General features: G+C 67.9%; 33 protein-coding genes and 1 pseudogene. 11 read left to right on the top strand and 23 right to left on the bottom strand.

The features are described 5' to 3' along the window. The first annotated feature begins 38 nt into the window (after positions 1-38). On the top strand, positions 39-1,394 hold the full coding sequence (locus tag CWS39_RS17405; RefSeq protein ID WP_102144182.1) for a hypothetical protein: 1,356 nt from the start codon (positions 39-41) through the stop codon (positions 1,392-1,394). Here CWS39_RS17405 and CWS39_RS17400 read toward each other — a convergent pair. Both CWS39_RS17400 and CWS39_RS17395 read right to left on the bottom strand, forming a co-directional pair. Next, entirely contained in the window at positions 1,375-2,031 is a 657-nt protein-coding gene (locus CWS39_RS17400; RefSeq protein WP_102144181.1) for a TIGR04282 family arsenosugar biosynthesis glycosyltransferase, read from the bottom strand. The two genes, CWS39_RS17405 and CWS39_RS17400, sit on opposite strands and share 20 nt — an antisense overlap. Continuing rightward, positions 2,028-2,675: a glycosyltransferase family 2 protein gene (locus CWS39_RS17395; protein WP_102144180.1), complete on the bottom strand. Its 648-nt coding sequence runs from the start codon at positions 2,673-2,675 to the stop codon at positions 2,028-2,030. Before CWS39_RS17395 ends, CWS39_RS17400 begins: the two co-directional genes overlap by 4 nt. Before the next feature lie 109 nt (positions 2,676-2,784). On the opposite strand from CWS39_RS17395, the pseudogene CWS39_RS17390 reads away from it, so the two are divergent. Next, positions 2,785-3,198, top strand: a pseudogene (locus CWS39_RS17390) (DUF5990 family protein). 3 nt (positions 3,199-3,201) lie between these two features. Here the strand turns inward: CWS39_RS17390 and merB are convergent. From merB to CWS39_RS17340, 10 genes are all read right to left on the bottom strand, one after another. After that, on the bottom strand, positions 3,202-4,011 hold the full coding sequence (merB, locus tag CWS39_RS17385) for an organomercurial lyase MerB (protein WP_199178165.1): 810 nt from the start codon (positions 4,009-4,011) through the stop codon (positions 3,202-3,204). Positions 4,012-4,017: 6 nt separating this feature from the next. Next, the gene (locus CWS39_RS17380) at positions 4,018-4,437 is read right to left on the bottom strand and encodes a MerR family transcriptional regulator (protein WP_102144179.1); all 420 of its coding nucleotides are present in this window, start codon (positions 4,435-4,437) and stop codon (positions 4,018-4,020) included. Positions 4,438-4,478: 41 nt separating this feature from the next. Continuing rightward, positions 4,479-5,597 (bottom strand): NAD(P)H-dependent flavin oxidoreductase, encoded by a 1,119-nt coding sequence (locus CWS39_RS17375; protein ID WP_102144178.1) that lies wholly within the window; start codon positions 5,595-5,597, stop codon positions 4,479-4,481. A 124-nt stretch (positions 5,598-5,721) separates the two neighbouring features. Continuing rightward, positions 5,722-5,904, bottom strand: coding sequence for a hypothetical protein (locus tag CWS39_RS17370; protein ID WP_142386864.1), 183 nt, complete (start codon positions 5,902-5,904; stop codon positions 5,722-5,724). 152 nt (positions 5,905-6,056) lie between these two features. Continuing rightward, on the bottom strand, positions 6,057-6,449 hold the full coding sequence (locus CWS39_RS17365; RefSeq protein WP_158240352.1) for a hypothetical protein: 393 nt from the start codon (positions 6,447-6,449) through the stop codon (positions 6,057-6,059). Between the two features lie 94 nt (positions 6,450-6,543). Next, entirely contained in the window at positions 6,544-7,362 is an 819-nt protein-coding gene (locus tag CWS39_RS17360; protein ID WP_102144175.1) for an alpha/beta hydrolase, read from the bottom strand. Between the two features lies 1 nt (position 7,363). After that, positions 7,364-8,395: an NAD-dependent epimerase/dehydratase family protein gene (locus CWS39_RS17355; protein ID WP_102144174.1), complete on the bottom strand. Its 1,032-nt coding sequence runs from the start codon at positions 8,393-8,395 to the stop codon at positions 7,364-7,366. Continuing rightward, positions 8,392-9,171 (bottom strand): S-methyl-5'-thioadenosine phosphorylase, encoded by a 780-nt coding sequence (locus CWS39_RS17350; RefSeq protein WP_199178175.1) that lies wholly within the window; start codon positions 9,169-9,171, stop codon positions 8,392-8,394. Before CWS39_RS17350 ends, CWS39_RS17355 begins: the two co-directional genes overlap by 4 nt. A 13-nt stretch (positions 9,172-9,184) precedes the next feature. Then, entirely contained in the window at positions 9,185-9,616 is a 432-nt protein-coding gene (locus CWS39_RS17345; protein WP_102144172.1) for a GNAT family N-acetyltransferase, read from the bottom strand. Next, positions 9,613-9,837, bottom strand: coding sequence for a hypothetical protein (locus CWS39_RS17340; protein ID WP_102144171.1), 225 nt, complete (start codon positions 9,835-9,837; stop codon positions 9,613-9,615). The genes CWS39_RS17345 and CWS39_RS17340 overlap by 4 nt, the downstream gene beginning before the upstream one ends. A gap of 37 nt (positions 9,838-9,874) precedes the next feature. Here CWS39_RS17340 and CWS39_RS17335 point away from each other — a divergent pair, with 37 nt between their 5' ends. Then, the gene (locus tag CWS39_RS17335; RefSeq protein WP_102144217.1) at positions 9,875-10,744 is read left to right on the top strand and encodes a 1,4-dihydroxy-2-naphthoate polyprenyltransferase; all 870 of its coding nucleotides are present in this window, start codon (positions 9,875-9,877) and stop codon (positions 10,742-10,744) included. A 246-nt stretch (positions 10,745-10,990) separates the two neighbouring features. Further along, positions 10,991-12,151, top strand: a complete 1,161-nt coding sequence (locus CWS39_RS17330) for an MCE family protein (RefSeq protein ID WP_233213552.1) — start codon at positions 10,991-10,993, stop codon at positions 12,149-12,151. A gap of 81 nt (positions 12,152-12,232) precedes the next feature. Here the strand turns inward: CWS39_RS17330 and CWS39_RS17325 are convergent, their stop codons facing one another. Together CWS39_RS17325 and CWS39_RS17320 are read right to left on the bottom strand one after the other, a co-directional pair. Further along, positions 12,233-12,796, bottom strand: a complete 564-nt coding sequence (locus tag CWS39_RS17325; RefSeq protein WP_102144216.1) for a Clp protease N-terminal domain-containing protein — start codon at positions 12,794-12,796, stop codon at positions 12,233-12,235. Between the two features lie 2 nt (positions 12,797-12,798). Continuing rightward, positions 12,799-12,990 carry a helix-turn-helix domain-containing protein gene (locus CWS39_RS17320; protein WP_431306145.1) on the bottom strand — a complete coding sequence of 64 codons (192 nt, stop codon included), beginning with the start codon at positions 12,988-12,990 and terminating at the stop codon, positions 12,799-12,801. Between the two features lie 99 nt (positions 12,991-13,089). Between CWS39_RS17320 and CWS39_RS17315 the strand changes: the two genes are divergently transcribed. From CWS39_RS17315 to CWS39_RS17290, 6 genes are read left to right on the top strand one after another with little or no spacing between them, the layout of a single operon-like run. Further along, complete coding sequence (locus tag CWS39_RS17315) at positions 13,090-14,091, top strand: AAA family ATPase (RefSeq protein WP_102144168.1); 1,002 nt, start codon at positions 13,090-13,092, stop codon at positions 14,089-14,091. 1 nt (position 14,092) lies between these two features. Further along, positions 14,093-14,953: a DUF58 domain-containing protein gene (locus CWS39_RS17310; RefSeq protein WP_102144167.1), complete on the top strand. Its 861-nt coding sequence runs from the start codon at positions 14,093-14,095 to the stop codon at positions 14,951-14,953. After that, positions 14,943-15,416: a hypothetical protein gene (locus tag CWS39_RS17305; protein ID WP_102144166.1), complete on the top strand. Its 474-nt coding sequence runs from the start codon at positions 14,943-14,945 to the stop codon at positions 15,414-15,416. The genes CWS39_RS17310 and CWS39_RS17305 overlap by 11 nt, the downstream gene beginning before the upstream one ends. Further along, complete coding sequence (locus CWS39_RS17300) at positions 15,407-16,396, top strand: hypothetical protein (protein ID WP_102144165.1); 990 nt, start codon at positions 15,407-15,409, stop codon at positions 16,394-16,396. The genes CWS39_RS17305 and CWS39_RS17300 overlap by 10 nt, the downstream gene beginning before the upstream one ends. After that, positions 16,393-17,316 carry a vWA domain-containing protein gene (locus CWS39_RS17295; protein ID WP_102144164.1) on the top strand — a complete coding sequence of 308 codons (924 nt, stop codon included), beginning with the start codon at positions 16,393-16,395 and terminating at the stop codon, positions 17,314-17,316. The genes CWS39_RS17300 and CWS39_RS17295 overlap by 4 nt, the downstream gene beginning before the upstream one ends. Next, a complete protein-coding gene (locus CWS39_RS17290) occupies positions 17,313-18,011 on the top strand; it encodes a hypothetical protein (protein ID WP_102144163.1) in 699 nt (232 codons plus the stop codon). The genes CWS39_RS17295 and CWS39_RS17290 overlap by 4 nt, the downstream gene beginning before the upstream one ends. Positions 18,012-18,085: 74 nt before the next feature. On the opposite strand, the gene CWS39_RS17285 is transcribed toward CWS39_RS17290, so the two are convergent. After that, complete coding sequence (locus CWS39_RS17285; protein WP_102144162.1) at positions 18,086-19,120, bottom strand: aminotransferase class V-fold PLP-dependent enzyme; 1,035 nt, start codon at positions 19,118-19,120, stop codon at positions 18,086-18,088. Beyond that, the gene (locus CWS39_RS17280) at positions 19,117-19,410 is read right to left on the bottom strand and encodes a DUF4229 domain-containing protein (RefSeq protein WP_102144161.1); all 294 of its coding nucleotides are present in this window, start codon (positions 19,408-19,410) and stop codon (positions 19,117-19,119) included. The genes CWS39_RS17285 and CWS39_RS17280 overlap by 4 nt, the downstream gene beginning before the upstream one ends. A gap of 48 nt (positions 19,411-19,458) precedes the next feature. Between CWS39_RS17280 and CWS39_RS29210 the strand changes: the two genes are divergently transcribed. Then, entirely contained in the window at positions 19,459-19,620 is a 162-nt protein-coding gene (locus tag CWS39_RS29210; protein ID WP_199178164.1) for a hypothetical protein, read from the top strand. Here CWS39_RS29210 and CWS39_RS17275 read toward each other — a convergent pair. The 7 genes from CWS39_RS17275 to hemL all read right to left on the bottom strand — a co-directional run bounded on the left by CWS39_RS17275 (position 19,617) and on the right by hemL (position 26,554). Continuing rightward, the gene (locus tag CWS39_RS17275; protein WP_102144160.1) at positions 19,617-20,732 is read right to left on the bottom strand and encodes a MinD/ParA family ATP-binding protein; all 1,116 of its coding nucleotides are present in this window, start codon (positions 20,730-20,732) and stop codon (positions 19,617-19,619) included. The genes CWS39_RS29210 and CWS39_RS17275 overlap by 4 nt on opposite strands. Further along, positions 20,710-21,657 carry a c-type cytochrome biogenesis protein CcsB gene (ccsB, locus tag CWS39_RS17270; RefSeq protein WP_102144159.1) on the bottom strand — a complete coding sequence of 316 codons (948 nt, stop codon included), beginning with the start codon at positions 21,655-21,657 and terminating at the stop codon, positions 20,710-20,712. Before ccsB ends, CWS39_RS17275 begins: the two co-directional genes overlap by 23 nt. Continuing rightward, entirely contained in the window at positions 21,654-23,174 is a 1,521-nt protein-coding gene (locus tag CWS39_RS17265; RefSeq protein ID WP_233213547.1) for a cytochrome c biogenesis protein ResB, read from the bottom strand. Before CWS39_RS17265 ends, ccsB begins: the two co-directional genes overlap by 4 nt. A gap of 101 nt (positions 23,175-23,275) precedes the next feature. Beyond that, positions 23,276-24,046: a cytochrome c biogenesis CcdA family protein gene (locus CWS39_RS17260; protein ID WP_102144157.1), complete on the bottom strand. Its 771-nt coding sequence runs from the start codon at positions 24,044-24,046 to the stop codon at positions 23,276-23,278. Continuing rightward, positions 24,043-24,606 carry a TlpA disulfide reductase family protein gene (locus tag CWS39_RS17255; protein ID WP_199178173.1) on the bottom strand — a complete coding sequence of 188 codons (564 nt, stop codon included), beginning with the start codon at positions 24,604-24,606 and terminating at the stop codon, positions 24,043-24,045. The genes CWS39_RS17260 and CWS39_RS17255 overlap by 4 nt, the downstream gene beginning before the upstream one ends. 32 nt (positions 24,607-24,638) lie before the next feature. Beyond that, entirely contained in the window at positions 24,639-25,247 is a 609-nt protein-coding gene (locus tag CWS39_RS17250) for a histidine phosphatase family protein (RefSeq protein WP_102144155.1), read from the bottom strand. Next, complete coding sequence (gene hemL / locus CWS39_RS17245; RefSeq protein ID WP_102144154.1) at positions 25,244-26,554, bottom strand: glutamate-1-semialdehyde 2,1-aminomutase; 1,311 nt, start codon at positions 26,552-26,554, stop codon at positions 25,244-25,246. The genes CWS39_RS17250 and hemL overlap by 4 nt, the downstream gene beginning before the upstream one ends. Between the last annotated feature and the right edge of the window lie 98 nt (positions 26,555-26,652).

Here is a 26,652-nt window from a genome sequence, read left to right as displayed (position 1 = left end):
GGGCGGCCGGTGCCCGTCCCTCCAATAAGGTGTCGATCATGGGTGTGGGTCGCCGGGAGACGGTGGCGGTCGCCGTCGGTGTCGTGCTGGTGGTAGCCGCGTTCGTGGTGCCGTACCTGGACCTCGGCATCGTCACACCGCTGATCAATGCCAGCCCCGGCCGGCTCTACAGCTTCGCCGACACCGCCCCGATCTTCGGCTGGTGGAACGCCCACGTCGGCTGGGGCACCGTCCCGGCGATCGTCATCGGCGCCGCGGCGGTGCTGTGGGGGCCGTCATTGGCCCAGCGGCTGCCGTGGCGGGCGTTGACGCTGGCGACCTGGGCGACGGCGTGCGCGTGGGCCTTCTCGCTGGCGATGATCGACGGCTGGCAGCGCGGTTTCGCCGGCCGGCTGACGGCCCGCCACGAGTACCTCCGCCAGGTGCCGACGGTCACCGACATCCCCGAAGCGGTGCGCACGTTCGCTAGTAGAATCCTTGATTACCAGCCGGATTCGTGGATCACTCACGTGTCCGGGCATCCGCCCGGCGCGCTGCTGACCTTCGTCTGGCTGGACCGCATCGGCTTGGGCGGCGGCGCCTGGGCCGGATTGCTTTGTCTGCTGGTGGGTTCCAGCGCGGCGGCCGCGATCATCGTGGCGGTGCGGGCGGTCGCCGACGAGCACACCGCGCGACTGGCGGCGCCGTTCGTCGCGGTGGCGCCGACGGCGATCTGGATTGCGGTCTCGGCGGACGGCTACTTCGCCGGTGTGGCGGCGTGGGGTATCGCGTTGTTGGCGTTGGCGACTCGACGAACAGTGCGGGCGCCCTGGCTGGCCGCCGCGGGTGCGGGTCTGCTGCTGGGGTGGGGCATCTTCCTCAACTACGGGTTGGTGTTGATGGCATGGCTGGCGCTGGCCGTCCTCATCACTGCCGCGGACTGGCGGACGGCGATGCGGGCGTTGCTGCCGGCCGCCGCGGTGGCGCTGGCGATTGTCGCGCTGTTCGCGTCGGCGGGTTTCTGGTGGTTCGACGGCTACACCCTTGTGCAGGAACGCTATTGGCAGGGCATCGCCAACGACCGGCCATTCCAGTACTGGGCGTGGGCGAACCTGGCGTCGGTGGTGTGCGCGATCGGACTGGGCAGCGTGGCCGGCATCGGCCGGATCTTCGATGTCGCCGCGATCCGTCGGGAGCCCGGTCTTTACCTGCTGGTGATCGGCGCGCTGCTGGCGATCGTCTGCGCGGACTTGTCGATGCTCAGCAAGGCGGAGACCGAACGCATCTGGCTGCCGTTCACCATCTGGTTGCCCGCGGCCGCGGCCCTGTTGCCGCTGCGATCGCACCGCTTCTGGCTAGGTGTCAACGTCGTCGGCGCGCTGCTGCTGAACCACTTCATCCTGACGAACTGGTGAGCCGGGCGAAGCGGCTGTGCGGCGGGCAGGCACGTCTGACGGTGTCGATGTCGTCGGCGGTGTCGACATCGGCCAGCTCTTCCACCAACTGAACCTGTACACCGTTGTGCTGTAAGGCTTTGAGCGTTCTTGCGCCGGTGTCGGACTGCGACATGGGGATCGCGCGCAGGCATTCGGCCATCGCCGGATCCGTGACGCCGAGCACCCACCAGCCGCCGTCGTACGCCATGCCCAGCACAGCGTCGTTGTTGCGCAGCGCTGCCGCGCACTCGGCGAGCAGGCCGGCGGTCACCTGTGGGGTGTCCATCCCGATCTGCAGGACCGGAACCCCGTCGCCGGCGGCGTCGACGTGCGCGTTGGCCAGCCGCTCGGCGAAGCTGTGCCCGCGCTGTGGGATGACGGTGAAATCCGTTAGGCGCTCTTCGATTTCGGCACGGCCGACGGCGTCGTCGAGCTGACCCGACAACGCCACCACGCGCGACTGAACCGGCGCGGCGGCGACCGCGTCGAGCGTGTCCAGCAGCGCGGCGGCGGCGATGTCGGCGGCGGCCTGCTCGCCGATGCGGGCCGCCAGTCGCGTCTTCGCGTGTCCGGGCACCGGCGCCTTCGCCACCACCAGCACCGTCACCGGTATCACCGGATCACCCGCCAAAAGTCCAGCGCCGCATGGACACTCCCCCGCAGCGAGCCACTGACTTTCGACCTGCCACCGGTGCGCGGGCCGTAGGTGACGTCGCGCTCCACCACCCGCCAACCCGCTTGCGCCGCGCGCACCAACAGCTCCAACGGATAGCCCGATCGGCGGTCGGTGACGCCCAGATCGAGCAACGCCTGCCGGCGGGCGACGCGCATCGGGGCGATGTCATGCACGAGAAGGCCGTAGCGGGTGCGCAGCCGCCAGCACACCGCCGCGGTGCCCAGCCGAGCATGCCACGGCCAGCGCAGACCCTTGACGGGCCGTCGCCGCCCGATTACCAGGTCGGCGTGGTCGAGCTCATCGACCAGGGCGGGCAGCTCACGCGGATCCAGCGAGCCGTCGGCGTCGATGACCGCCACGATCGGCGTCGTCGCCGCCAATACACCGGCATGCACCGCGGAGCCGTAACCCGGCCGCGGCTCGACCACCACCTCGGCGCCGTGGCGGCGCGCGACGGCCGCGGTGTCATCGGTGCTGTTGTTGTCGACCACCAGCGGCGTATACCCGTGCGGTATCGCGGCCAACACGCCGGGCAGCGAGGCGGCCTCGTTGAGGCAGGGCAGCACCACCGTGACGTCGGGCATACCTCGACGCTATCGCCGAAAGTACGGTTGGTTGCGGGTCTACTCGACGTTTGTGTACAACAACCGTGCGCTCGCGGAGGGGAGCCGGCGGGGCTGCAAGGATGCCTAGATGCAAATCCGGATCGTCGGGACGCAGCTGCCCGGCCGCTACTGCGGCGCAGGCGGCGACTTTGCGGGGTATTCCAACATCCACGTCGGGGTGCAGCGCAAGAACCGTCCGGACGAACTTCTCGATCTGCATGCCGGCGACGCCCCGGTCGATGGCGCGGACGTGCGCGGCCCTTAAATTCAGGGGCCGCCGGGTGGGCGATTCATCTACCTGAGCTGGGGCGCCGTCGACGATGCCGGCCACTTCACCATGTTTCGCCGGGCGAAGCTGATGCTCGCCGACGTGCCAGGCGATGTGCTCGAGTCCGCGGTGGCGTCCGGCCTGCTCGTCGGCAGCCTCGGCCGCACCGACGCCAAGGGTCATCCTGTATGCGCCCGCGTGAAGCCACCGCAAATCCGCTGGACCGCGGAGTAAGGCTTAGCCGACCAGCCAATCGCCGAGTGGCCGCAATCGCGGATACGCGTCGGCAACGGGCAACACCGTTCCGGTCGGATAACTGGCGAGCCAATCTGCGGTAACTTCGGCGTTCGCGAAGAAGCGGCCTGAGTTGCAACAGGTTGTGCGCACCCGTGTCGCGTCCAAATCCCGGGAGTCGGGAATCGAGATCATCGCGGTGGCCGGCGATAGGTCGGTGACGCCGGCCTGTGGGTCGACCGTCAAGCTTATAACGGTATCGGTTGCGGGACAGCGTGATTCGATCCGTGCGGGCTTGCCGATGATCGGCGGGAACAGCAGGGTGTCCGCTGCGCACCAGGTGTAGAGACGACGGCCGTCGACGATGAAGTTGTGCGGCGTCGGAATCAGGGTGAGACCCCAACCGACGATGCGGTGCTCGTCGTCGTACTCGATGTCGTAACCTGCGGGTGCATTGGCCAGATCCACCGCATCAGCGCCTACCGCGTCGGCGAGTTCGGTCAGCGTCACCGGTCTACCGTGGGCGAGCAGTCGTACTGTGGTATGCATCAAGCTCCGTCCCCGCGCGACACGCAAGGCGTTCAGAACTCGTTCGCGCGTGGGCAGATCCAGCCGACACGCGTCGCCGGTCGGTGTTGCACGCCCCAGACGCATAACATCGACGCCGTCGACAAGCACCGTCGGCGAGGGATAGCGACCGACGCGCTCGACGATCGGCTCGTCAATCCCCAACGTGGCCAGGCAGTCGGCGACGATCTCCTTTGCGGCCGCCGCATGGGGGCAGCCAGGCGATGCGAGTAACTCGATCCGCACGATGGATCACCTCCCGGCGAGAGTTGTTGTGACAGAGACCGTTTCGATGTCCCGTAGGATCGGGCAGTCTCGCTCGGCCCACGGTCGATCACATGTCTCGACCAGCCGGACGAGTGCGTCGCGCATTCCAACGAGTTCCTCGATGCGTCGGTCGAGGTCTGCGATCCGGGTACGCGCCATCGTCTTGGCCGTCTCGCACGAGGCCGGGCCACCGCCGGCGAGATGCAACAGTTCCTCGATATCGTCGAGGGTGAATCCGAGTTGTTGGGCGCGTTTGACGAAGCGCACCAGGCGCACCGCATCGGCGGTGTATTCGCGATAGCCCGACGGGGTCCGGTCGGGTTGGGGCAATAAGCCACGGCGCTCGTAATAGCGCAAGGTCTGGGTATTGACCTGCGCCGCAGCGGCGACCTCGCTGGTTCTCATGTCACCAGCATGAACCCGGTACCCAGGTACCGAGTCAAGAGTCAGTCCGGCAGCGAGTTGCTCAGCCGCTCCGTCGCGGCCAAGTAGTCCTCGATGAACTCGCGCACCACCTCGCGGGCGGGCTTGACCTTGTTCATCAGGCCGACGCCTTGGCCGACGAAATACGTCGCGAGCGCCTGCGCGCCGGGATGCCCCTGCGCGGCGAGCACGTCGACGCGGCGGATCACCGGCTCGGAGAGCATCGACTGCAACGGCAGCGGCAGCGGCCGCTGTCCGCCCTCGTTGGGCTGCCACGCGTCCGTCCACTCCGATCGGAGTTGCCGCGCCGGCTTGCCGGTACGGCCCGCCGAGCGCACGGTGTCGCGCGACGTCGCCGCCAGCATCTTCTGCACCGTGTGCGGTGCGGTCTCGGCCTCCTCGGTCGTGAGCCACACCGATCCGGTCCATGCCCCGTCGGCGCCCATCGCGACGGCCGCGGCCATCTGCCGGCCGGTGACGATGCCGCCGGCGGCCAGCACCGGCACTGCCCCCTCGATGGCTTCGATCACTTCGGGGATGAGCACCATCGTGGTCACCTCGCCGCAGTGCCCACCGGCCTCGGTGCCCTGCGCGACGATCAGGTCCACCCCGGCCTGCACCTGTTTGACGGCGTGCTCCTTGGCGCCGACCAGCGCGGCGACCGGCACGCCGTGTTTGCGTCCGGCCTCGATCATGTAGTCCGGTGGCACCCCTAATGCGTTGGCGATCAACTTGATCGGGTGGCTCATCGCCACCTCGAGCAGATCCGCTCCGGTGTCGCCGGACAGGAACGACGGCCCGGTGCGCGGCTTCTCTTCAGGTTCGATGTCGTGTTCGGCGAGCAGCTGCGCGACGAACTCGCGATAGCTCGACGGGATGCGGTCGGCCAGCTCGCCGCGGGACAACTTCTCGCCCTTGCCCTCGAATTTCGCCGGCACGATGATGTCGGCGCCGTACGGCTTGCCGCCGACCTGCTCGTCGATCCAGGACAGCTCCTTGTCCAGCTGCTCGGGGGTGAACGCCGTCGCCCCCAACACGCCGAATCCCCCGGCGTTGGTCACCGCGGCGACGACGTCGCGGCAGTGGCTGAACGCGAACAGCGGGAAATCGATACCGAACTGCTGACAGATCGCTGGTTTCACGCCACCAGTATGGTCCGAGCTGGCCGAGCGTGGAGTAGCCGCGAAACTTTCGACGCTTCTTCGCACTGGCTGCACGTTCGGCGCCTACGGGTTGACGGTGACGAAGACTGACCCAATTCGAGGTTCATGCGGCCGCAACGGCTCGGGTGCGGTTCTTCGCGATGTCTCGCGCCTCGTTCATCAACTCATGGATCCGCTGGCCGTAGTAGGTCTCGATGCCGTCCCGGAACGGAGCCAGCGCAGCGATCCTTGCGCGTAGACGTCCGGCCGCGCGTGTCAGCGCAATTCGTGGCACCGAACGAGGCATGCCATACATGGCGCACTCGGTCCAACAATCTGCCAGGCGACCGAGTCTGACCCGAAGAAGCCCTCGTCTTGCCGCAGTCCTGGCCGTGCTGGAATCTTGACGCGCATAACAGAACCTTCCATGAAATACGTTGTCGGCGGGGATGTTCCGCGCTAGCCACCGGCAGAACCGGCCAGCATTGGCAACAGGTTGGACCGCGCGAAAGCAGACAGTCGCCGCTCGTCGAGAAGCAGCTCCGATCGGCTGAGCATCAACGAATGCGCTAGCCGTACGAGCACCTCGGCAAGCGATTCCAGGTCTCCGTCGATCGCCATGCCCTGCTCCCGCGAATCAGTCAGTACCGCGGCCACATATGTCCGGCTCAGCGCCAGAAAGTCCTCCGCCTGTGTCGTCAGCAGCGGCAGCACGTCTTCGGGGTCGGTTTCGATTAGTCGGGCGATGAGCGTGTCAGAGCTCAACATTCGTGCCGCCGTGACGACTCCTTCGACAAACCTGTCCTCCAGAGGTCCCGACTGCGGCAGCGCCGTATCGAACTGCGCGATCACTCGCTGAGCGTCCCGCAAGATCACCGCACTCAACAGCGCATCACTATTCGAGAACCGGCGAAACAGCGTCACCCGTGATACTCCGGCGAGCGTTTCACTGACCGGGCGCGCCTGCCTCCCCGACAAAGCGCAGCACCGCGTCGACCAAGTGCCGGCCGTCAAGAAGCTCCGGATCGTTGTGACCGGCACCCGGAATCAGCAGCCACCGCTTGGGCTCGGCGGCCGCTTCGTAGAGCCGCCTGCTCAGCCGCGGCGGCACGATGTCGTCGCGGTCGCCGGCGATCACCAGCACCGGTGCGTGCACCGACCCGATCCGGTCGATCGACGGGTAGCGGTCCAGCAGCAGCCGCCGCGCCGGCAGAAACGGGTAGTGCACGGCGGCGACGTCGGCCAGCGACGTGAACGGTGAGCGCAACACCAGCGCGGCCGGCGGGTGCTCGACGGCCAGGCCCACCGCGACCGCCGCGCCCAGCGACTCACCGAAATAGGCGACGCGCTCGACGCCCGGCTGCGCGGCCAGCCACGCCCGCGCGGCCCGCGCGTCGGCGGCCAGGCCCTCTTCGGTCGGGCGGCCCGGGTTGCCGCCGTAGCCGCGATAATCGAACAACATCACGGGCAGGCCCGCACGATTCAGCGCGACGGCCAGCTCGGCCCGCATCGACCGATCCCCCGCATTGCCGTTGCACACCAGCACCGCTGGACCGCGTGAGCCGGGAAAATACCAGGCGCCCAACCGGATTCCGTCGGCCGTCTCGAGCACGACGTCACGCCCGCCCGGCAGCACCGCCGCCGCCGACGGCACCGGACCCGGCGACGGGAAGTAGATCAGCCGTCGCTGCTGTGACCACAGCCCCGCGAACAATCCGGACGCCACCAGCGTGACGATAACGGCCAGTCGCACAGGACGGCGCACTTCAGGCCCGAAGCGGTGCGAAGGCGAACTCGCGCAACCCGTCACGCGGGTCGACCGCCGCCCGAAAGCCCAGCACCTCGGCAGCCCGCGCGGGGTCGGCGACGATGTGGCGGACGTCGCCGCTGCGGTACTGGCCGGTGACGACGGGCGGCGCGTCACCGCGAGCTTCGCACAGTTCGGTGGCCACTTCGAGGATCGAGATCGGCCGTCCGGAGCAGACGTTGAACGCCGCGAAGCCCTCCACCGATGCCTCCAGCGCCGCGACGTTGGCGGCGGCGACGTCGTCGACGTGGACGAAGTCACGCATTTGCCGACCGTCTTCGAAAACCCTTGGCACGTCGCCCGATTCCAGTTCCGAGCGGAAGATCGCCGCCACCCCCGAATACGGCGTGTCGCGCGGCATGTAGGGCCCGTAGACGTTGTGATAGCGCAGCGCCATCACGGCGCCTCCGACCGCATCACTCCAGGCGCAAGCGTAGTGCTCCTGCGCGGTCTTGCTGGCCGCGTACAGGCTGCGGGGCCGCAGCGGGGCGTCCTCGGGCACCAGGCGCCAGCTCACCGCCGCCCCGCAGATCGGACAGCGGTGCTCGAATATCCCGGCGTCCAAGTCGGCGCGGGTGCGCGGCAGCGGGTCCACCAGCCCGTGCTCGGCGCAGTCGTAGCGGCCCTGCCCGTACACCACCATCGACGACGCCAGCACCAGCCGCTGGCATCCGGCGGCGAACATCTCGGCGAGCAATACCGCGGTGGCGTAGTCGTTGTGGCCGGCATACGACGGCGCGTCGGCGGCGTTGACGCCGGCGCCCACCACCGCGGCCTGGTGGCACACCACGTCGATGCCCTTGAGCAACGGGGCGAGCGCGGCGGCGTCGCGGATGTCGACGACGCGGCACTCGGGCGGCGGTTCGGCGCCGGGACCGTGCGCGGTCGCCAGCATCGCGTCGACGGCGACGACGTCGTGGCCGGCGTCGCATAGCGCCTCGGAAACCCGGGCTCCGATGAAGCCCGCCGCGCCGGTCAGCAGAACTCTCACGGCAACTCGAAGGGCAGCTCGACGCCTTCGTGGGCCAGGCAGTGGGTACAGGTGCGCTCCGACTCAACGTTTTCCACAGCCTCGTGCACCAGCTTCTTGAACGGCACCAGGTTGCGTTCGAACTCGGCGAACACGTCGACCGCCCGCACCGCCGACCCCGCATCGATGCCGGCGTCCAGATCGGTCACCAAAGCAATTGCGGCATAACACATTTCGAGTTCGCGGGCCAGCACCGCCTCCGGGTAACCGGTCATGTTGACCAGGGTGAAGCCCTGACGCGCGTACCACTGGCTCTCGGCGCGCGTGGAGAACCGCGGGCCCTGCACCACCACCATGGTGCCGCCGTCGACCACATCGGGCAGCTCGGTCACCGCGGCGCGCAGCGTCGGACAGTACGGGTCGGCGAACGCGACGTGGATGCCGCCCGAATCGAAGTAGGTGGCCTCGCGCCCGGACGTGCGGTCGACGAGCTGATCGGGCACCACCATCGAACCCGGGCCGAGCTCCGAGGTGAGGCTGCCGACCGCGCACGGCCCGAAGATGCGCCGGACACCCAACGCCCGCAGCGCCCACATGTTGGCGCGGTAGGGCACGGTGTGCGGCGAGTACTCGTGCTTGATCCCGTGCCGCGGCAGGAACGCGACCTCGTGCGCGCCGACGGTGCCGACCGTGATCGGTGCGCTCGGCGCGCCGTAGGGCGTGTCCAGGTTGATGGTGCGCGCGTCGGGGCCGAAGAACGTGTAGAAGCCGCTGCCGCCGATGACTCCCAGCATCAGACCATTGTGGCGCTTACAGGTCGAGCTGGAAGTGATGCGACGAGATGCGGAAGCGGTGGCGCATGTACAGCCGGTGCGCGGCGGCGCGGTCCGACCCCACGCCCGAGTCGAGGTGCACGGCCTCGCAGCCGAGCCGACGCGCCTCCTCGACCACCCACGTCATCAACAGATCGGCGTGCCCGCGGCCCCGCGCGGCGGGCACCGTCGAGAGGTCGTCGACGTAGATGTGGTGGCCCCAGGCCAGCATGACCGCCTCGCGAAACCCGCACGCAGACACCGCGGATCCGGCTCCGTCCTCGAACGCCCCCACCAAGCGGTAGCCGGCGGGGCGCAGGTCGTTGTCGACGACGTCGGCCAGGGTGTCACCCCAGCGGGGGCGCAGCTCGCGCAGCGCCTCGGCGGCTCGCCAGGTTTCGCCGGCGGGAATCTCCCGCACCTGCGTCATTGCAGAGGCTGCTCGTCCTCGAGATCGAGCTGCTCGCGGGCGCGGCGCGCGCTGTCGCGAATCTCGAACGCCTCCGTAGCCAGCCCACCGATGGCGCTCACCACGTCCTTCACCGCGGTCGTGACGATGGTGGCGACCTCCCCGACGGTCGAGGCCACCGCCTCGACGCTTTCCTGCAGGACGTCCTTGCGGATCTCCGCCTTGCTGAGTCGGTCCTTCATGACGATCAGTGTAAGGCGGCGTGCGACGATGGCGCTCGTGGCCAGTTTCGCGCAGTGGGTCGAGGGTGCCCGCCCCCGCACGCTGCCCAACGCCGTCGCGCCGGTGATCGCCGGAACCGGTGCGGCCGCGTGGCTGGACGGCGCGGTGTGGTGGAAAGCGTTGCTGGCCTTGATCGTTGCGGTGGCGATGATCATCGGCGTCAACTTCGCCAACGACTATTCCGATGGCATTCGCGGCACCGACGATGTGCGGGCCGGTCCGCTGCGGCTGGTGGGTTCACGGCTGGCGTCGCCGCGCGCGGTGCTGGCCGCCGCGGTGGTGAGCTTCGGCGTCGCGGCGGTGGCCGGGCTCGCGCTGGCTCTGGTGAGCGCGCCGTGGCTGATCGCGGTGGGGGCGCTGTGCATCGCGGGGGCGTGGCTGTACACCGGTGGTTCCAAGCCCTATGGCTACCTCGGGCTGGGCGAAGCCGCGGTGTTCGTGTTCTTCGGCCTCGTCGCCGTGCTGGGCACGCAGTACACCCAGGCGCTGCGGGTGGACTGGGTCGGGCTGGCGCTGGCGGTGGCGATGGGCTCGCTGTCGTCAGCGGTGTTGGTGGCCAACAACTTGCGTGACATCCCGACCGACGCGGAGTCCGGCAAGATCACGCTGGCGGTGCGGCTGGGCGATGCCCGTACCCGTCTGCTGTATCAGCTGTTGCTGGCGGTGGCCTTTGTGGTGACGCCGGCGCTGTTTTTCGCGACGCCGTGGTGTGCAACCGGATTGGTGGCCGTGCCACTGGCGGTGCGGGCGGCGCGGCCGGTGCGCAGGGGCCTTACCGGCCGGGCCCTGATCCCGGTGCTGCGCGACACCGGGCTCACCATGCTGGTGTGGGCGGTGGTCATGGCTGCGGCTCTGGCGTATTTCTGACATTCGATGTTGTCGGTTTGCCCGCCAACGGGTCAGCGAAGTCCTATGGTTACTCCCACGTTGGGGGCTTGGTCTTGGGGTCTGCTGGGGGCTTATCGTCATGCCACTGATCGATCAGCGTGGCCCGGCGCCGTTCAAGACGGCGGGCCTGGCCCTCTTGGCGGTCGTCGGTCTGATCACGGCGCTCGTCTTTCTGCAGTTTCGCGGCTACTTCGTGCCGAAGACANGCCGTTCAAGACGGCGGGCCTGGCCCTCTTGGCGGTCGTCGGTCTGATCACGGCGCTCGTCTTTCTGCAGTTTCGCGGCTACTTCGTGCCGAAGACACAGTTGACGATGCTGGCCGGCCGGGCCGGGTTGGTGATGGACCCCGGCACACCGGTGACGTTCAACGGCGTGCACATCGGCCGCGTCGCCGCCATCGAGTCCACGCAGCGCGATGGTGAGCCGGCGGCGAAGTTCACCCTGAATGTCAACCCGAAGTACATCCATCTGATCCCGGCGAACGTGAACGCCGAGATCAAGGCCACCACGGCGTTCGGCAACAAGTATGTGGCGCTGAGCTCACCCGAAGATCCATTGGCGCAACGTATTTCGCCTGACAACGTGATCGACGCCACGCATGTCACCACCGAGTTCAATACGTTGTTCGAGACCATCATGTCGATTTCGGAGAAGGTCGACCCGGTCACGCTGAACCAGACGTTGACCGCTGCCGCGCAAGCGCTGGAAGGCCTCGGTGACCGGTTCGGTGAGTCGATCATCCACGGCAACGCCATCCTGGATGACCTGAACCCGCAGATGCCCCAGATCCGTTACGACATCGCGCGGTTGGCCGATCTGGGCGAGGTGTACGCCAACGCCGCCCCCGATCTGTTCGACGGGCTGGAGAACGCCGTCACCACCGCGGTGACGCTGAATCAGCAGCGCGGCAACCTCGATCAGGCGCTGATGTCCTCGATCGGGTTCGGCAACACCGGCACGGACATCTTCGAACGCGGCGGGCCGTACCTGGTGCGCGGCGCGCAGGACCTGTTGATCACCTCGAAGCTGCTCGACGAATACAGCGTCGTCATCCTGTGCACTGTGAAGGGCGTCTACAACGCCGCGCCCAAACTGGAGTTCATGCTCGGCGGCAACGGGTATTCGGCGTCGGGGTTCGGCACCATCCTGGGCGCGGCCAATCCGTATGTGTATCCGGACAACTTGCCGAGGGTGAACGCTCGCGGCGGGCCGGAGGGCAAGCCGGGCTGTTGGCAGCAGGTGACGCGGGATCTGTGGCCGATTCCGTATCTGGTGGCTGACACCGGCGCCTCCATCGCGCCGTACAACCACTTCGAACTGGGCCAGCCCATCGTCGTCGAGTATGTCTGGGGCCGTCAGATCGGGGAGTACACGATCAACCCGTAGGCCTTCGTGCCCTGACCGCGAGACTGCAGTTATCGAGACAAAGTGCGAGTAGCGACCTCGGTAACGACAGTCTCGCGGTGCTCAGGCCGCCTTGTCGAGCAGGTCGACGATCGCGGCGCGCAGCTGCGCGGCATCCACCTTTTCTCCGATCACCTGCAGGGTGAACGCGTCGCCGCCGCGCAGAATGCCCAGCAGGATATGTTCGCAAGCAATGCCGTTGTCCTTGTGTGCCAACGCTTCCCGCAGTGCCAGCTCGAGCACCATCTTGGCCGGTTTGGTGAAGGGCAGGTGGCTGCGACGGCGTCGGCGCCGCCCGGGCTTACGCACCTCATTGTCGAAGGTGCCTTCACCGAACGTGCGATCGATGTTGTCGCGGACTGCCCGCAGGTCGATGCCAATCGATCGCAGTGCCTCGGCGTCGTCGTCGAAGGAGCCGCCCGCGGACTCGTCTGCGGCCAGCCGGTCGCGCACCGCGTTCGCGGTCAAGCCGTAACCCTCCAGAACGCTCGACAGCTCGCGCCCCGCGCTCTGCAGCACCCCCACCAGAATGTGCTCGGGCCGAATCTCGTCGGCGTTGAGTTCGCGGGCCTCCTCCTGGGCCAGCACAACCGCCACCCGTGCATTGCGGCTGAACCGTTCGAACATGCTCATCTCCTCCGGTTGTACTTCTGGTGTACGGCCTGGCGACTGACCCCGAGCGACTCGGCGATCGACTGCCAACTCCAGCCCTGTTTCCGGGCATTGGCCACGTGGAACACCTCCAGCTGTTCGGCGAGGTTCCGCAATGCCCGCACGGCGCGAAGGCCCTCGGCCGGGTCGGCGCTGTCCAGATCGTTCATGGTGTCAACTTTAGTTGACGCAGGAATCATTGACAATGGTGTGTGAATATCCTGGCCCGGGTATCCCTGTCGCGGCTTTGACCGCAACGAAAGGCATCTATGACCGCAGCACGAGTACAACCCGATCGCCGTGACATCGCCGAGGCACAGCGCATCGTCGGCGCCGTCGCCGACGCGTTCGCGGCGAAGGTGGTCGGGCAGGAGAACCTGCGGGAATCGCTGCTGATCGGTCTCCTCACCGGCGGGCACATCCTCATCGAGAGCGTTCCCGGACTGGCCAAGACCACCGCCGCTCGCGTCATCGCCGAGTCGATTCACGGCCGCTTCCAACGCATTCAGTGCACACCGGATCTGCTGCCCAGCGACATCATCGGCACGCAGGTCTACGAGGCGTCGACCAATTCGTTCATCACGCAGCTCGGCCCCGTGCACGCCAACATCGTGCTGCTCGACGAGATCAACCGGTCCAGCGCCAAGACGCAGAGCGCGATGCTCGAGGCGATGCAGGAACGCCAGACCACCATCGCAGGCAAGGTGTATCCGATCCCGGAGCCGTTCCTGGTCATCGCCACCCAGAACCCGGTGGACCAGGAGGGCACGTACCCGCTGTCCGAGTCGCAGACCGACCGCTTCATGCTCAAGGAGATCCTGCGCTACCCCTCCGCCGAGGAGGAGGTGGAGGTGATGTTCCGGCTGGACACGGGTGTCTACGACCCGAACCATCGCAGCCGGCCGGTGGTCGGTCTGGATGACGTGCGGCGGCTGCAGGACGTTGTCCGCAACGTGCACATGGACCGCGCGCTCATGCACTACGCCAGCCAACTGGTCAGCGCGACGCGCACGCCCGACGAGTTCCTGCCCCGCCAGCTGGCCCGGCTCGTCGAGTACGGGGCGAGTCCGCGGGCCACCATCGCGTTCTGTCAGGCCGCCCGCGCCCTCGCGGTGCTCTCGGGCCGCGGTCACGTGGTTCCCGAGGACATCGCCAAGCTCGCCCACCGTGTGCTGCGCCACCGGCTGATCCTCGGCTTCGAGGCGGCGAGCGCGAACGTCACGCCCGAGGTCATCATCGACGGCGTGCTGCAAGCGGTCCGGGTGCCCTGACGTGGGCAAGCACCTCAACAAGGCAAAGGCGCATTTCGGCACCGACACCCGCGGCATGCTCGAAGGCGGCCGGTATGCGTTGTTGCACACTCGCTCTTTGGAATTCGACGATCTGCGGCCATACGTTCCGGGCGACGACGTTCGCGACATCGACTGGAAGGCATCCGCACGGTCGGGCCACGTGCTGATCAAGCGCTTCGTCTCCGAAAAGCACCACAAGATCCTGCTCATCGCCGACGCGGGGCGCAATATGTCCGCGCTGACACCCAGCGGTGAGGTCAAACGCGATGTGGCAGCGCATATCCTGGGCGCCATCGGCCTGATCACGCTGCGGCGCTCGGACCAGATCGGCATGGTCTACGGCGATCACCGCGGCTGTGTCAACGTCCCTCAGCGACGCGGCGAAACGCACATCGAGAGCATGCTGCACCGCTTCTACCACCACACCCAGACCCAGCCCGGGCCCAGCGACATCGCCTGCCAACTGGATTATGCGGCAACGCATTATCGCCATCCGATGCTGATCGCCGTGGTGTCCGACGAACCCGAGGTCGACGAGCACCTTGCCGACATCGTCACTACGCTCGCCGCGCGCCACGACGTGATGTGGGCGATGGTCGCCGACGCGCCCGCGGTCGGGACTGTCGACGGGTACGACGTGGCGAGCGGACGTTTCGTGCTCAACGCGCAGACCCTGGGCCCGCGGGTGATCGACGCATATCGGCGTGCCGAGATGACGCGCACTCGCGAGTTGGCGGAGTTCATGACGGCGCACGCCATTCCGCACACCACAATTCGTGGCAGTGACGAGATCCGCCCGCGAATCGCCGCGCTCACCGAGGTGTTCGCTCGTGCGGGATGACCTGCTGCGCTATGTATCGGGGCCGATGCCGTACTCATGGTGGTGGCTGTGGCTGGGTTTGCTTCTGCTTGCCGTCGTACTCGCCTGGTATGCACTGGTTTTCGTGTGGACACTGCCATCGCATCAGTTACGGCGAATGCCGGTGATCCGGACCTGGCATGCCGCGTTGTTGCGCCGCCGCTTCATCCGCACCATCCGGTCGATCGACGAGCGCCACCGCACCGGTGACCTCACGGCGGCACAGGCGAGCGCCGAGATGAGCCGTGCGCTGCGCAGCTTCCTGCACCAGGCCACCGGAGTACGCGCACAGTACATGCACCTCGACGCCATTACTGCAAGCGATATCGCAGATGCGGCGCCCGTCCTCTCGGCGCTCATTGATGCACAGTTCAACGCCGCATCTCGGGTAAACGTCAGCGAGGCGGGTTCTGCGGCAAAGGAATTGATCCGCACATGGACCTGAGATGGTGCCCGGTCGCGGTCGTCGGGTTGGCGTGTCTGGCGGTGGCTATCGCGTTGGCGCTGTTGACACCGATGGAGCAGGTTCGCCGGCAGCTGCGCCCGCTGGCCAACACCTCGCGGCTGACGCGACTGCCGGAATACGCGCGGGTGGCCCGCGCCAGGATGCTGTCGACGATCGTCGCCATCGTGCTGCTGGTGGGGCTGTTTCTTGCCGCGCTTTTGGCGAGCGCCCGGCCTGCGGGGTGGTGGTCGGCGCTCGGCGCTCCCGAAGCGCCGGAGGACATCATGCTCTGCGTGGGTGAGCCGGTGACGAGTCCGGCCACCGGCGAGTTCCTCACCTACTTCGCCGAGCAGGCGACGACTTACGGCACCCAGCGCATCGGGCTCACCTCGCCGAATCGCCGTGTGGTCCCGCTGACCCGGGACTATCAGTATGCCGCAGGGACATTCGGCGACTTCGCCGAAGCATCCGGGGCAGGTGCAACCCGGGCGGCCGCCTTCTCGCCGCCGGTGACGTATGTCGACTATGCGCGCAGCGTGGCGGACGTCCTGGCGTTGTGCATCACCGGATTTCCCTCCTTCGAGGTGAAGGACAGCCGCCGTCGCGCGCTGATCTATCTGGGTCCGAGCGAACTTCGCGCTCCGGGTGAGACGCGACCGTCGCTGTTCACCGATCAGCAGCTGATCGACATGGCCGGCAAGGCCGGCGTCCAGGTCAACGTGGTGGCGTCGTCGGCGCCGGCCACCGGTGCGCTACAGTCGATCACCGAATCGACTGGCGGGCAATACGTCCGGCTCGACGGCGGCGACGCCGGCCTGGCTTCATACCTGGATGCCATCCGGGACAACCCGCCGCAGAGCGCGCTACCGGCCACCGCCACTCGGTCGGACTGGTTCGGGGACTCGCCGACCATCCCGCTTGTCGTGGCCGTGGTGGCTACCGCGCTGCTGTGTGTATCCCTGGTGGTGCTGCGCCGATGACGTTTCAGCCCGTACTGCCGCCCGTGGTGCTCGCTGTCATCGCCGTCGCAGTCATCGCGCTTCGGCTGATCACCATGCGCCAGCTGTACACCACGGCCGGCGCCGGCTGGTCGACCGTCTGGCGCTGGTGTGGGTTGACGCTCGCGGTGCTGCTGGTGCTGATCGCCGCCGCCCGTCCCGGCTTCGACGCCGAGCAAGAGCGGGCCACGGTAAAACAGTTGGGCAGCAACACGAATGTGTTCCTCGTCGTCGACCGCTCGGCGGATTCCGGCGTCAACGATTTCGGTGACAGCACACGCATGGCCGGTATCCGCGCGGACATCGAGGCGGTGATCGACCAATACCCGCAGTCCCGTTTCGCGGTGCTCTCCTTCGCTGCCCGGCCCTCGTTGGACTGGCCGCTCTCCGCTGACGTGTGGAGCCTCGAACCCACGATCGCCCGGCTGGCGCCGTATCCCGCCGACGACGACACCCAAGTGAATGCGGCGGCTGCGGCAAATGTGTTGCGCTATCAGTTGATCGCCGCATCGCAGCAGTACCCCGACGCACAGAATCTGGTGTACTACTTCGGTTCGGGTGCTCCCGGTTCCCGGCTGCCGCAGGGCGAGTTCGACCCGCCGCAGGGCTCGGTGAGCGGCGGCGCCGTGCTCGGCTACGGCACCACCGCGAACGGACCGGGCCTGCGGCGGGTCGCCGATCAGCTCGGTGTGGGGTACATCCATCGCGAAGCCGGCCGGCCCTTCGCACCCGATACCGTCCAGCCGTCGGAGCTGCCCAGCGGGTCGTCAGGCGTGGCCGAGCGCACCGAATTGTATTGGGTGTTCACGCTGCTCGCTGCGATGCTGCTGCTGTTCGAGCTGTACCTAACCATGCGCGAATTCCGCCGCACCCGCCTGGCCCGACGGGATGTGGCGCTGTGAAACCCTCTCGACTACGGCTACGCCGCCGCCTGCTGCTGTTCTCGTCGCCCGTGGTGCTCGTGGCGCTGATCGCGGCTGCCAAACTGATTTCCGTTGTGGTCGCCGGGAATTCGGCTGTCGCGCACTTCGCCGATGGTGAGACGGCCGGGCTACGTGACGATGTGGCAGCCATGAGCGTGCTCAACGTGATCGAGTCCGCGAAGGCGCCGTTCGCCGCGGGCACGCTGGCGGTTTTGGACGGCCGGCTCGAGGACGCCGATGCGCGGTTCTCCGAGGCGCTCGCCCGCACGACGGCGGACGAGTCGTGCCCGGTACGGGTCAACCTCGAACTGGTTCGGGAACGTCAGGGCGATGCCGATGCCTGGGAGCGCCGGCCGGATGAGGCACGCGAGCGCTACACCAGCGCATTGACGGTCGTAGAGGCTGCCCCGGCGGCGTGCTTCCAGGGCAACACCGACCCCGACGAGCAGCGGCGGGCCGTCCGCGAGGACACCGCCGCGCGGTTGGAGGCCAAGATCGCCGGGTTGCGCGCCGCGCCGCCACCGCCGGCTGCGCTTCCGCCGCCATCACCTCCCCCACCGATCGCACCAGCGGTGCCACAACCCGAGGGCCCGCAGGCTCCGCTGCGATTGGAGCCCGGTACGGGCGATCCGATCGAACGGCTGCGGCAGGTGCTACGCGACGCCGCCGGCTAGCCCGCGATTGTGCGATCTGATACGCCGGCACCGGCGCGTTGCGTACGAAATCGCACACTCGGCCGCGGCGCCGGCTAGCGCAGCGCAGAGACCAACCGGTCCAGGTCGTCGTCGGTGTTGTACAGGTGAAACCCAACCCGCACGGCGCCGGCCCGCACGGAGGCCCGGATGCCGGCGCGCCGAAGCTGCTCCACGCCATCGGCGACGGGTATCGACACGATCGCCGAATCGTGCTGAGGCAGTTGCAGTTCGGCGCGCAGCCGATTGGCCAAACCGACGGTGTGCTTCTCGACGGCGGCTTGGTCCAGCGACGCCAGCCACGGCAGCGTCAGGCTGGCGCCCAGCACGCTGAACCACGACGGCGAGGCGTCGAAGCGCCGCGCGTCCTCGGCGAGTCGCAACGGCAATCCGTAGATCGTCTGCCACGGGTCCTCACCGGCATACCAGTTAGCTGCGTGCGGCGTCATAATGCGACTCATCCTGTCGCTCAACGACATCCACGCGGTGCCGCGCGGCGCCAGCAGCCACTTGTAGATCGCCGCGGCGGTCACGTCGACCCAGCCGAGGTCGAGTTGCTTCCAGCCGACGGCCTGAGTGACGTCGATGACGGTCAGCGTGTCGGCACCGGCCAGGCCCGCCCGCAGTGCATCCATGTCGAGCACCGCGCCGTTCGCCGATTGCACCAAGCTGGCCGTGATCACGTCGAACTCCGTGGCGCGGGCCACCAACTCGTCTGCACGAAGCTCCGTGACGGTCACCCCGCGACCCGTCTGCGCGGCGAACGGGAAAGTGGTGCTGGTGAATTCGCCCGCGAGCGTGGCCACTCGGCTGCCGTCGGGAATCGCCGCGGCGACCAGTCCGAGTACGGCCGACACGTTGCCGCCCATCGCCACCGACTCGACGGGCACACCGGTCAACGCCGCGTAGGCCGCCCGGCCAACCCGCGCCGGCTCGTCGAACGAGGCGGGCTCCATCGTCCCGGCCTGCCACGCGGCAATGCAGTCCTGCAGCGCGTCGACCAGGAACTGCGGCGGCAATCCGTAGGTCGGCGTGTTGAGAAACCCGTCGGCGCCGAGGAATTCGGCCCCGAACGCCTCCCGCGCCGTCATTCTGGCGGATCTTCGCCACGAAGGCGGGCCTGCAGCTGCTCGCGATCCTTGCGCCGCCGCTCGTCGAACGCCGCGATGCTCGCGGTGGCGCGGCGCCGCAGCGGCGCGAACACCCAGATTCCCAAGGGCAGCGCGATCACGATCGCGAACAGCAGGGCGACGACAAGTGGAAAGTCGCGAATGCCGATCAGATGACCGGCGCCGAAGATCACTGCCGTCAGCGCAGCAACCAACAGCAGCCGCGCCACGGCATAGGCCAGCACGTCAACCACCAGGCGAGATCCGGACACGAACCGAGCCTACCGACGGCGCGTATATTCAGACCAAGGAGGTTTTTTGTGGCGTATCTACTCCTGACCCTGCTGTTGGCAGCCCTGGCCTACGTCGGTTGGCGGCTGACCCGCGTCAGCGCCAATCGGCCGCGGACCCGCGTCATCGGCCCGGACGACGACCCGGACTTCCTGCGGCGGCTCGGCCACGAGGACAACCCGCGTCCTTAACGCGGTGCGCCCGGAAATCCACTGGCCACCACTGCCGCGAGCTCGAGCAGCGCTTCGCGCGTCTGCGGCCGCAACCGGTCGAGGCTGATCTCGGCGCCCTCTTCCAGGTGCGGGTCGAACGGCACCAGCCGCACCGCCCGGCACCGACGGGAAAAGTGGTCCACCACCTTTTGCATGTCGACCTTGCCGGAGCGCGGCCGCACCGCGTTGATCACCGCGATCGAATTGCGCACCATGTCCTGATGCCCGTGCGCGTCGAGCCAGTCCAGCGTGGCCGAGGCGCTGCGCGCCCCGTCGACCGAGCCCGAACTGATCACCACCAGCGCATCGGCCTTGGCGAGCACCGCTGACATCGCCGAGTGCATCAGCCCGGTACCGCAGTCGGTCAGCACCAGGCTGTAGAACCGCTCCAGCACATCCAGCGTGCGGGTGTAGTCCTCGGAGCTGAACGCCTCCGACACCGCCGGATCGCTCTCCGACGCCAGCACCTCCAGCCGGCTCGGGCCCTGCGACGTGTAGCGACGGACATCGCTGTAGCTCTGGATGCCCTCCGCGTCGCGCAGCAGGTGACGCACCGTCGCGGGCGTCTCGAGCGGAACCTTCTGGCTCAGTGTGCCGCGGTCGGGGTTGGCGTCGACCGCGACGACCCGATCGCCGCGGATGGACGCGATCGTCGCGCCCAGCGTCGCGGTGATCGTCGTCTTGCCCACGCCGCCTTTCAGCGACAGCAGCGCGATCCGGTAGCAGCCGTGCAGCGGCCGCCGCACCTGGTTGACCAGGTTTTCGCGGTGGATGACCTTCGGGCTCTCACCGACATTGATCGTCTTGAACGACGCGACGTAGACCCACTTGCGCCAGCCCGCCGACGGCGCCTTCTTCGGTTGGCCCAGCAGCGCCACCGTCGACAGGTCGAGGTGAGGCGTCGGCACAGGGGGCATTGGCGGTGGCGCCGTCTCGACCGGCAGCCCGTTCGGGGGCGTGGGAGCCGTCCACTCCGGCGGCGGCGCGCTGGACCCGACCGATGGGTCGACGAATCGTTGTTGAGCGCGAAAGCCAGTCGGATGGTCAGACAACGGCGACTCCCCTCCTTTAACCGACCCCAGCGTACGAATGCAATCCGACGGTCACCAGGTTGATGAAGAACAAGTTGAACACCATCGCCACGAAGCCGGCGACGTTGATCCACGCGGCCTTGCGGTCACGCCAGCCTGCGGTGGAGCGGGCGTGCAGGTAGGCGGCGTAGATCACCCACGCGATGAACGACACCGTCTCCTTGGGATCCCAGCCCCAATACCGGCCCCAGGCCTCCTCTGCCCAGATGGCGCCGAAGATGACGCCGAAGCCGAACACCGGGAACGCGAATATCGTTGTGCGATAGGCGATCCGGTCCAAAGTCTGCGCGTCGGGGAGCCGCTGGACCAGACGCGTGTCGCCGAACTTCGACATCTTCAGCAGGAACAGGATGCTGGCGACCCCGGCGACCAGGAAGACACCCGAGCCGAGGCTCACCACCGACACGTGAATCGGCAGCCAGTAGGACTGCAACGCGGGCATGACGGGTGCGGCGCTGGTGTAGAGCCAGCGGCCCGAGACCGTCAACAGGATCAGCACCGGAACGAGGACGAACACCCACAGCGTGCGGTACTGCGGACGTCGTAAGACCACTGCGGCCGCCACCAGACCCGAAAAGCAGGTCAGGTTGATGAACTCGTACATGTTGCCCCACGGCACCCGCGACGTGGCCAGCCCGCGCAGCACGATGCACGCGAACAGCAACCCGATGCCGACGTAGACCAGGGCCAGCCCGGCCCGGCCGACGCGTTCGTCGATCGGGCGCTGCGGGGCTTCGGCGACGACGCCGGGGGTGGCGCTGTCGGCGCCGACTCCGACCAGTTCCCTGGTTTCGACTTTGCGGCTGCGGCTGTAGGCCAGCTCGACGGCGAGCAGTAGCAGCGCCGCGAGCAACACCACCACCGACGAGGTGAAGGCCCAGTCGGAATAGCGGGCCAGCCCGATGTCGATGTCTGCGCTGTTCATGTGACCTTCTCCGTTGATCGCGTGGCCGCCAGCCCATCCAGGAGTCGATGCGTCAACCGCTCGAACTCGTCGCCCCACCCGGAGTTGTCGGTGCGGGCCAGACCGCCCAGCTCGACGCTTACCGTACCCGGCCCGGCGGGCGTGATCCGAACCCAGACCCGACGCCGACGCACCACCAGCGACACCAGCAGGCCGGCCATCATCGTCATCGCGAACACCAGCACCCACACCTGCGCCGGGTCATGCGAGACCTGCACGTTGATGAACGGCACCGCGCCGTCGAACCGGACGACGGTGCCATCCTCGAGGCGGGTTTCTTCGCCGGCGCGCAGGTTGACCCGTGCCGCCTTGGTCAACCGGCCCTGCTCGATGAGCCGCGGATCCAGCGAGAACAGATTCTGCGGCCTTCCGGTGTCCAGGCCGGTGTCGCCCCGGTAGATGTCGACGGCCACGGCGGGGGCGTTGAGCGCGGGGAAGCCCGACGACAGCAGCGTGCCGTGCAGCAGCTCCGTCGGCGCGAACAAGCCCTGGATCGCGATCTGGTGCTTGCGGCGTTCGTCGGCGTCGGGGTAGCTGCCGCCGGGAGGGTCGAACCGCATCACGCCCGACGAGAGCAGGGTGAGCGGGTCGTCGGGCCGCCACTGCAGGGTCTGGGTGCGGGTCTGCCCGTCGGGGAACGTCACCGTGAACGTCGGCGCGTAGCCGTGACCTTGCAGGTACACCCGGTCGCCGCCGACGCGCAGCGGGTCGTTGACCTTGAGTCGATAGGGCCGCCACGTATTGGTGTTTAGGTCCGAGCCGGCCTGGTATTCGATGTCGGCGGCGAACGAGGTGGCTTGACCTGTGGGCAGGTATTCCGCGTCGAAGTCGTTGACTTTCAAGCAGATTGGGTGCAGCGAGGTGCCGTCGACGGTGTTGCCGGCGCGGAACGAGTCGAACGCCGCCGGTGAGGCCGAGCAGAAGCCGGGGCCGCCGTCGGCGACGACGATGACCTGGCCCTCGTAGCCGAACATCTTGCCGGCGGCGATCGCGACGAGCAGGCCGAGCAGTGAGAAGTGGAAGACGATGTTGCCGAACTCGCGCAAATAGCCCTTCTCAGCTGAAATCTCGGTGGCGTCGCCTTTCAGACGGGTGATCCGACGCCAGCCGCGCAGCCGCTCGGACATGCTGTGCGCCACTGCGTCTGGTTCGCCTGCGGCCTCGGCGGTGTGGTGTTTGGGCAGCCTGCCGAGGTTGCGTGGGGCGTCGACGGGCGTGGCGCGCAGGCTGCGGACGTGCTCGATCATCCGCGGTGTCAGACAACCCACCAGCGAGATGAACAGCAGCACGTAGATCGCGGTGAACCAGAAGCTGGAGAACACATCGAAGGCCTGCAACCGGTCCAGCCACGGGCCGATGGTCGGATGCGCCGCGATGTACTCGGCGACCTTGCTCTCGTTGAGGCTGCGTTGTGGCAACAGGGCGCCGGGGATCGCCGCGGTCGCCAGCAGGAACAACAGCACCAGTGCCGTGCCCATCGAGGTGAGGGTGCGCCAGGTGTTGCGTCCTAGCGCGAGCAGACGCAAAACTGCCCTTTTTGGATGGTTTTTGGGCAGTTTTGCGTCTGCTCGCGCAACCGTCATATCGGCAGCCTCACGTCGCTGACGAACGCGTCGCGCACCCAGGACACGAACTCGTTCCACACACCGGTCACCAGTGCGGCGCCGACGAGGATCAACAGCACGCCACCGAAGACCTGGATGGCGCGGGTGTGCCGCCGCAGCCAGCCCAACCCCTCGGTGGCCCAGGCGGACCCGAAAGCCAACAGCACGAACGGAATTCCCAAGCCCAGGCAGTAGGCGACGACCAGCACGACGCCGCGCATGACGTTGGCGCCGTCGGTGGCCGATGCGACGGCGATCACGCCGGTCAGCGTCGGGCCCAGGCACGGAGTCCAGCCCAGCGCGAACACCGCACCGAGTAGTGGCGCGCCGCCCAGGGTGGACAACAGCCGCGGGTGGAACCGGGCCTCGCGCTGCATCACGGGGATGAAGCCGACGAACACCAGCCCCATCACGATGGTGATGACACCGCCGATGCGTTGCAGCAGAAGCTGATTGGTGATCAACGTCGTCGTCATGCCCAGCACCGCCACCGTGCCGAGCACGAACACCACGGTGAAGCCGGCGACGAACAGCGCCGCGGCCCCCGCAACCCGCAGCCGCGCCGTGCGCACTGCCACCGCCGCGGGCTGCTCCTCGACGCCCACCACCGCGGCCAGATACGACAGATAGCCCGGCACCAGCGGCACCACACAGGGCGACGCGAAGGAGACGAATCCGGCCAGCACGCTGACGCCCAGCGCCAGCAACACTGGTCCCGCAGCGGCGATTTCGGCGAACCCGGTCATGCCCGGGGCCCCGGCTCGGCGGCCAGCCTCTGCACCACGGGCTGCAGATCTTCGGCCAGCAGCTCACGCAAGAACACCGCCGCGACGCGGTGCTGGCGATCGAGCACCACCGTGGACGGGATGACCGTGGTCGGGTACTTGCCGCCGAACGCGATCATGGTGCGCATCGCCGGGTCGTAGATGGACGGGAACGTGACCTTGCGGTCGATGATGAAATCGCGTGCAGCGTCGCGGTTGTTGTCCCGCACGTCGATGCCGAGGAAAGCGACACCTTGGCCGCGGGTGGCGTCGTAAACCTTTTGCAGCTGGGTGATTTCCGTGCGGCACGGCCCGCACCACTGGCCCCACACGTTGATCACCACGACCTTGCCGGTGAAGTCGTCGAGCGAAATCGTTTTCGCTGGATCCATCAGGTCAGGACCGGCCAGCGGGCCTGGGCGGCCGCGGCTTTCGGGCGGGTCGTAGAAGATGTCGGTATTGCCGCCGGGCGCGACGAACTCGAACGTGCCGCCTTGGGCGACGGCGTCGTCACCGGTGGAGCAGCCGCCGAGCGCGATCATCGCCGCGCCCGCCAGTAAGGCCGCCCATCGCTTCACTTCCCGGCCAGCTCCGCATATCCCCAGCCGACGCACTCGTCGTCATGGAAATAGAAGGATGTCAGCGAGGCCAGATTGCACAACCGCCGAGTCGGGAAGTGGTGCAGCGGCTTATGGGTGATCGCCCGGCGCAGCGTCTCGACGGGCAGCTGATGGCTCACGCACACCGCCTCATGGCCCGCCGCCTTGCTTCGGGCCCGGTGCAACGCCGACGTCATCCGCGCGGCGATCTCCTTGTACGGCTCACCCCATGACGGCGTGCGAGGGTCGCGCAGATGCCACCAGTTGCGCGGGTTTCGCAGTGCACCGTCGCCGGGTGAAACCCGTTCGCCCTGAAAGACGTTCAGCGATTCGATCAGTTCGTCGTCGGTGTCAACCGAAAGGTTGTGCCGTGCCGCGATCGGCGCGGCGGTCTCCTGGGCGCGTTCCAACGGCGAGGCGACGACATAGACGATGTCGCGGTCGGCCAACCATTCGGCCACGGCCTCGGCCTGTGCGCGCCCGCGCTCCGACAAGTGGTAGTCGGGTAACCGCCCGTAGAGGATGCCCTTCGGGTTGTGCACCTCCCCGTGACGCATCACGTGCACGATCGTCTTCTCGGTCATTCGGTGGCCTCGGCGGCGGCACGCGCGGCGGCGGGCAGGGCGGCGGCGATGCGCTCGAAGGCGTCCTCGTCCAGCGCGGTGGAGACGAACCACGCCTCGAACGCGCTGGGCGGCGGGTACACGCCGGCGTCGAGCAGTGCATGGAAGAACGGGGGGAAACGCCAGGTTTCGCTGGCCCGGGCGGCCGCGAAGTCCGTCACCGGCGTTGCTGAGAAGAACACTGACAGCATGTTGGCGGCCCGCGGAATCTGGTGGGCCACACCGGCATCCGTCAACGCGTCACCCAGAAGCCCGGCCAGTCGGTCGGCGTTGGCGTCCAGCTTCGCGTAGGCGGCGTCATCGGCGGCGCGCAGCGTGGCGAGCCCGGCGGCCATCGCGACCGGATTGCCCGACAGCGTGCCGGCCTGATACACCGGCCCCAGCGGGGCCAGCCGCTCCATCACCTCGGCGCGGCCGCCGAACGCCGCGGCCGGCAGGCCGCCGCTCATCACCTTGCCGAAGGTGAACAGGTCGGCGTCGACGGGATCGACGCCGTACCAACCGGATCGGCTCACCCGGAAGCCGGTCATCACCTCGTCGAGAATCAGCAATGCGCCGTGCTCGGCGGTGATACGGCGCAGCGCGGCGTTGTACCCGGGCAGCGGTGGCACGACGCCCATGTTGCCCGGGCTGGCTTCGGTGATGACGCAGGCGATTTCGTCGCCGAAGCGGCCGAACACCTCCTCCAGGGCGGCAATGTTGTTGTAGGGCAGCACAATTGTGTCGGCGGCAGCGGCGCCGGTGACACCCGGCGAGGAGGGCAGACCCAATGTCGCGACGCCGGAGCCGGCGTCGGCCAGCAGCGCATCGCTGTGGCCGTGGTAGCAGCCGGAGAACTTGATGATCTTCGCGCGCCCGGTGTAGCCGCGGGCCAGCCGGATGGCGCTCATGGTGGCCTCGGTGCCGGAGTTGACCATGCGCACCCGCTCGACGGGGGCGACGCGGTCGATGATCTCGGCGGCCAGCTCGGTCTCCGACGGCGTCGGCGCGCCGAAAGACAGGCCGTCGACGGCGACGCGCTGCACCGCCTCCACGACGGCGGGGTGGGCGTGGCCGAGGATCATCGGTCCCCACGAGCAGACCAGGTCGACGTAGCGGTTGCCGTCGGCGTCGGTCAGCCAGTAGCCGTTCGCGCTCGTGATGAACCGCGGGGTGCCGCCGACCGCGCTGAAGGCGCGCACCGGCGAGTTCACCCCGCCGGGGATGACGGCGCATGCATCGGCGAAGAGCTGGGCCGATCGCTCGATCTGCGTTTGGTCGACACGCATGGCCCCCAGTGTCCCAGCTGGACCAAAGCCGTCAACTACAGGGTGTAGTTCGCCCTCGCTGCGCGCCCGTCAATGTGCGCCCACCCCTCCTCGCGAGG

The organism is Mycobacterium hubeiense (assembly GCF_002838065.1).
In the GTDB taxonomy this organism is placed as follows: Bacteria; Actinomycetota; Actinomycetes; order Mycobacteriales; family Mycobacteriaceae; genus Mycobacterium; species Mycobacterium hubeiense.
This window is presented reverse-complemented; position numbering and strand designations above follow the sequence as displayed.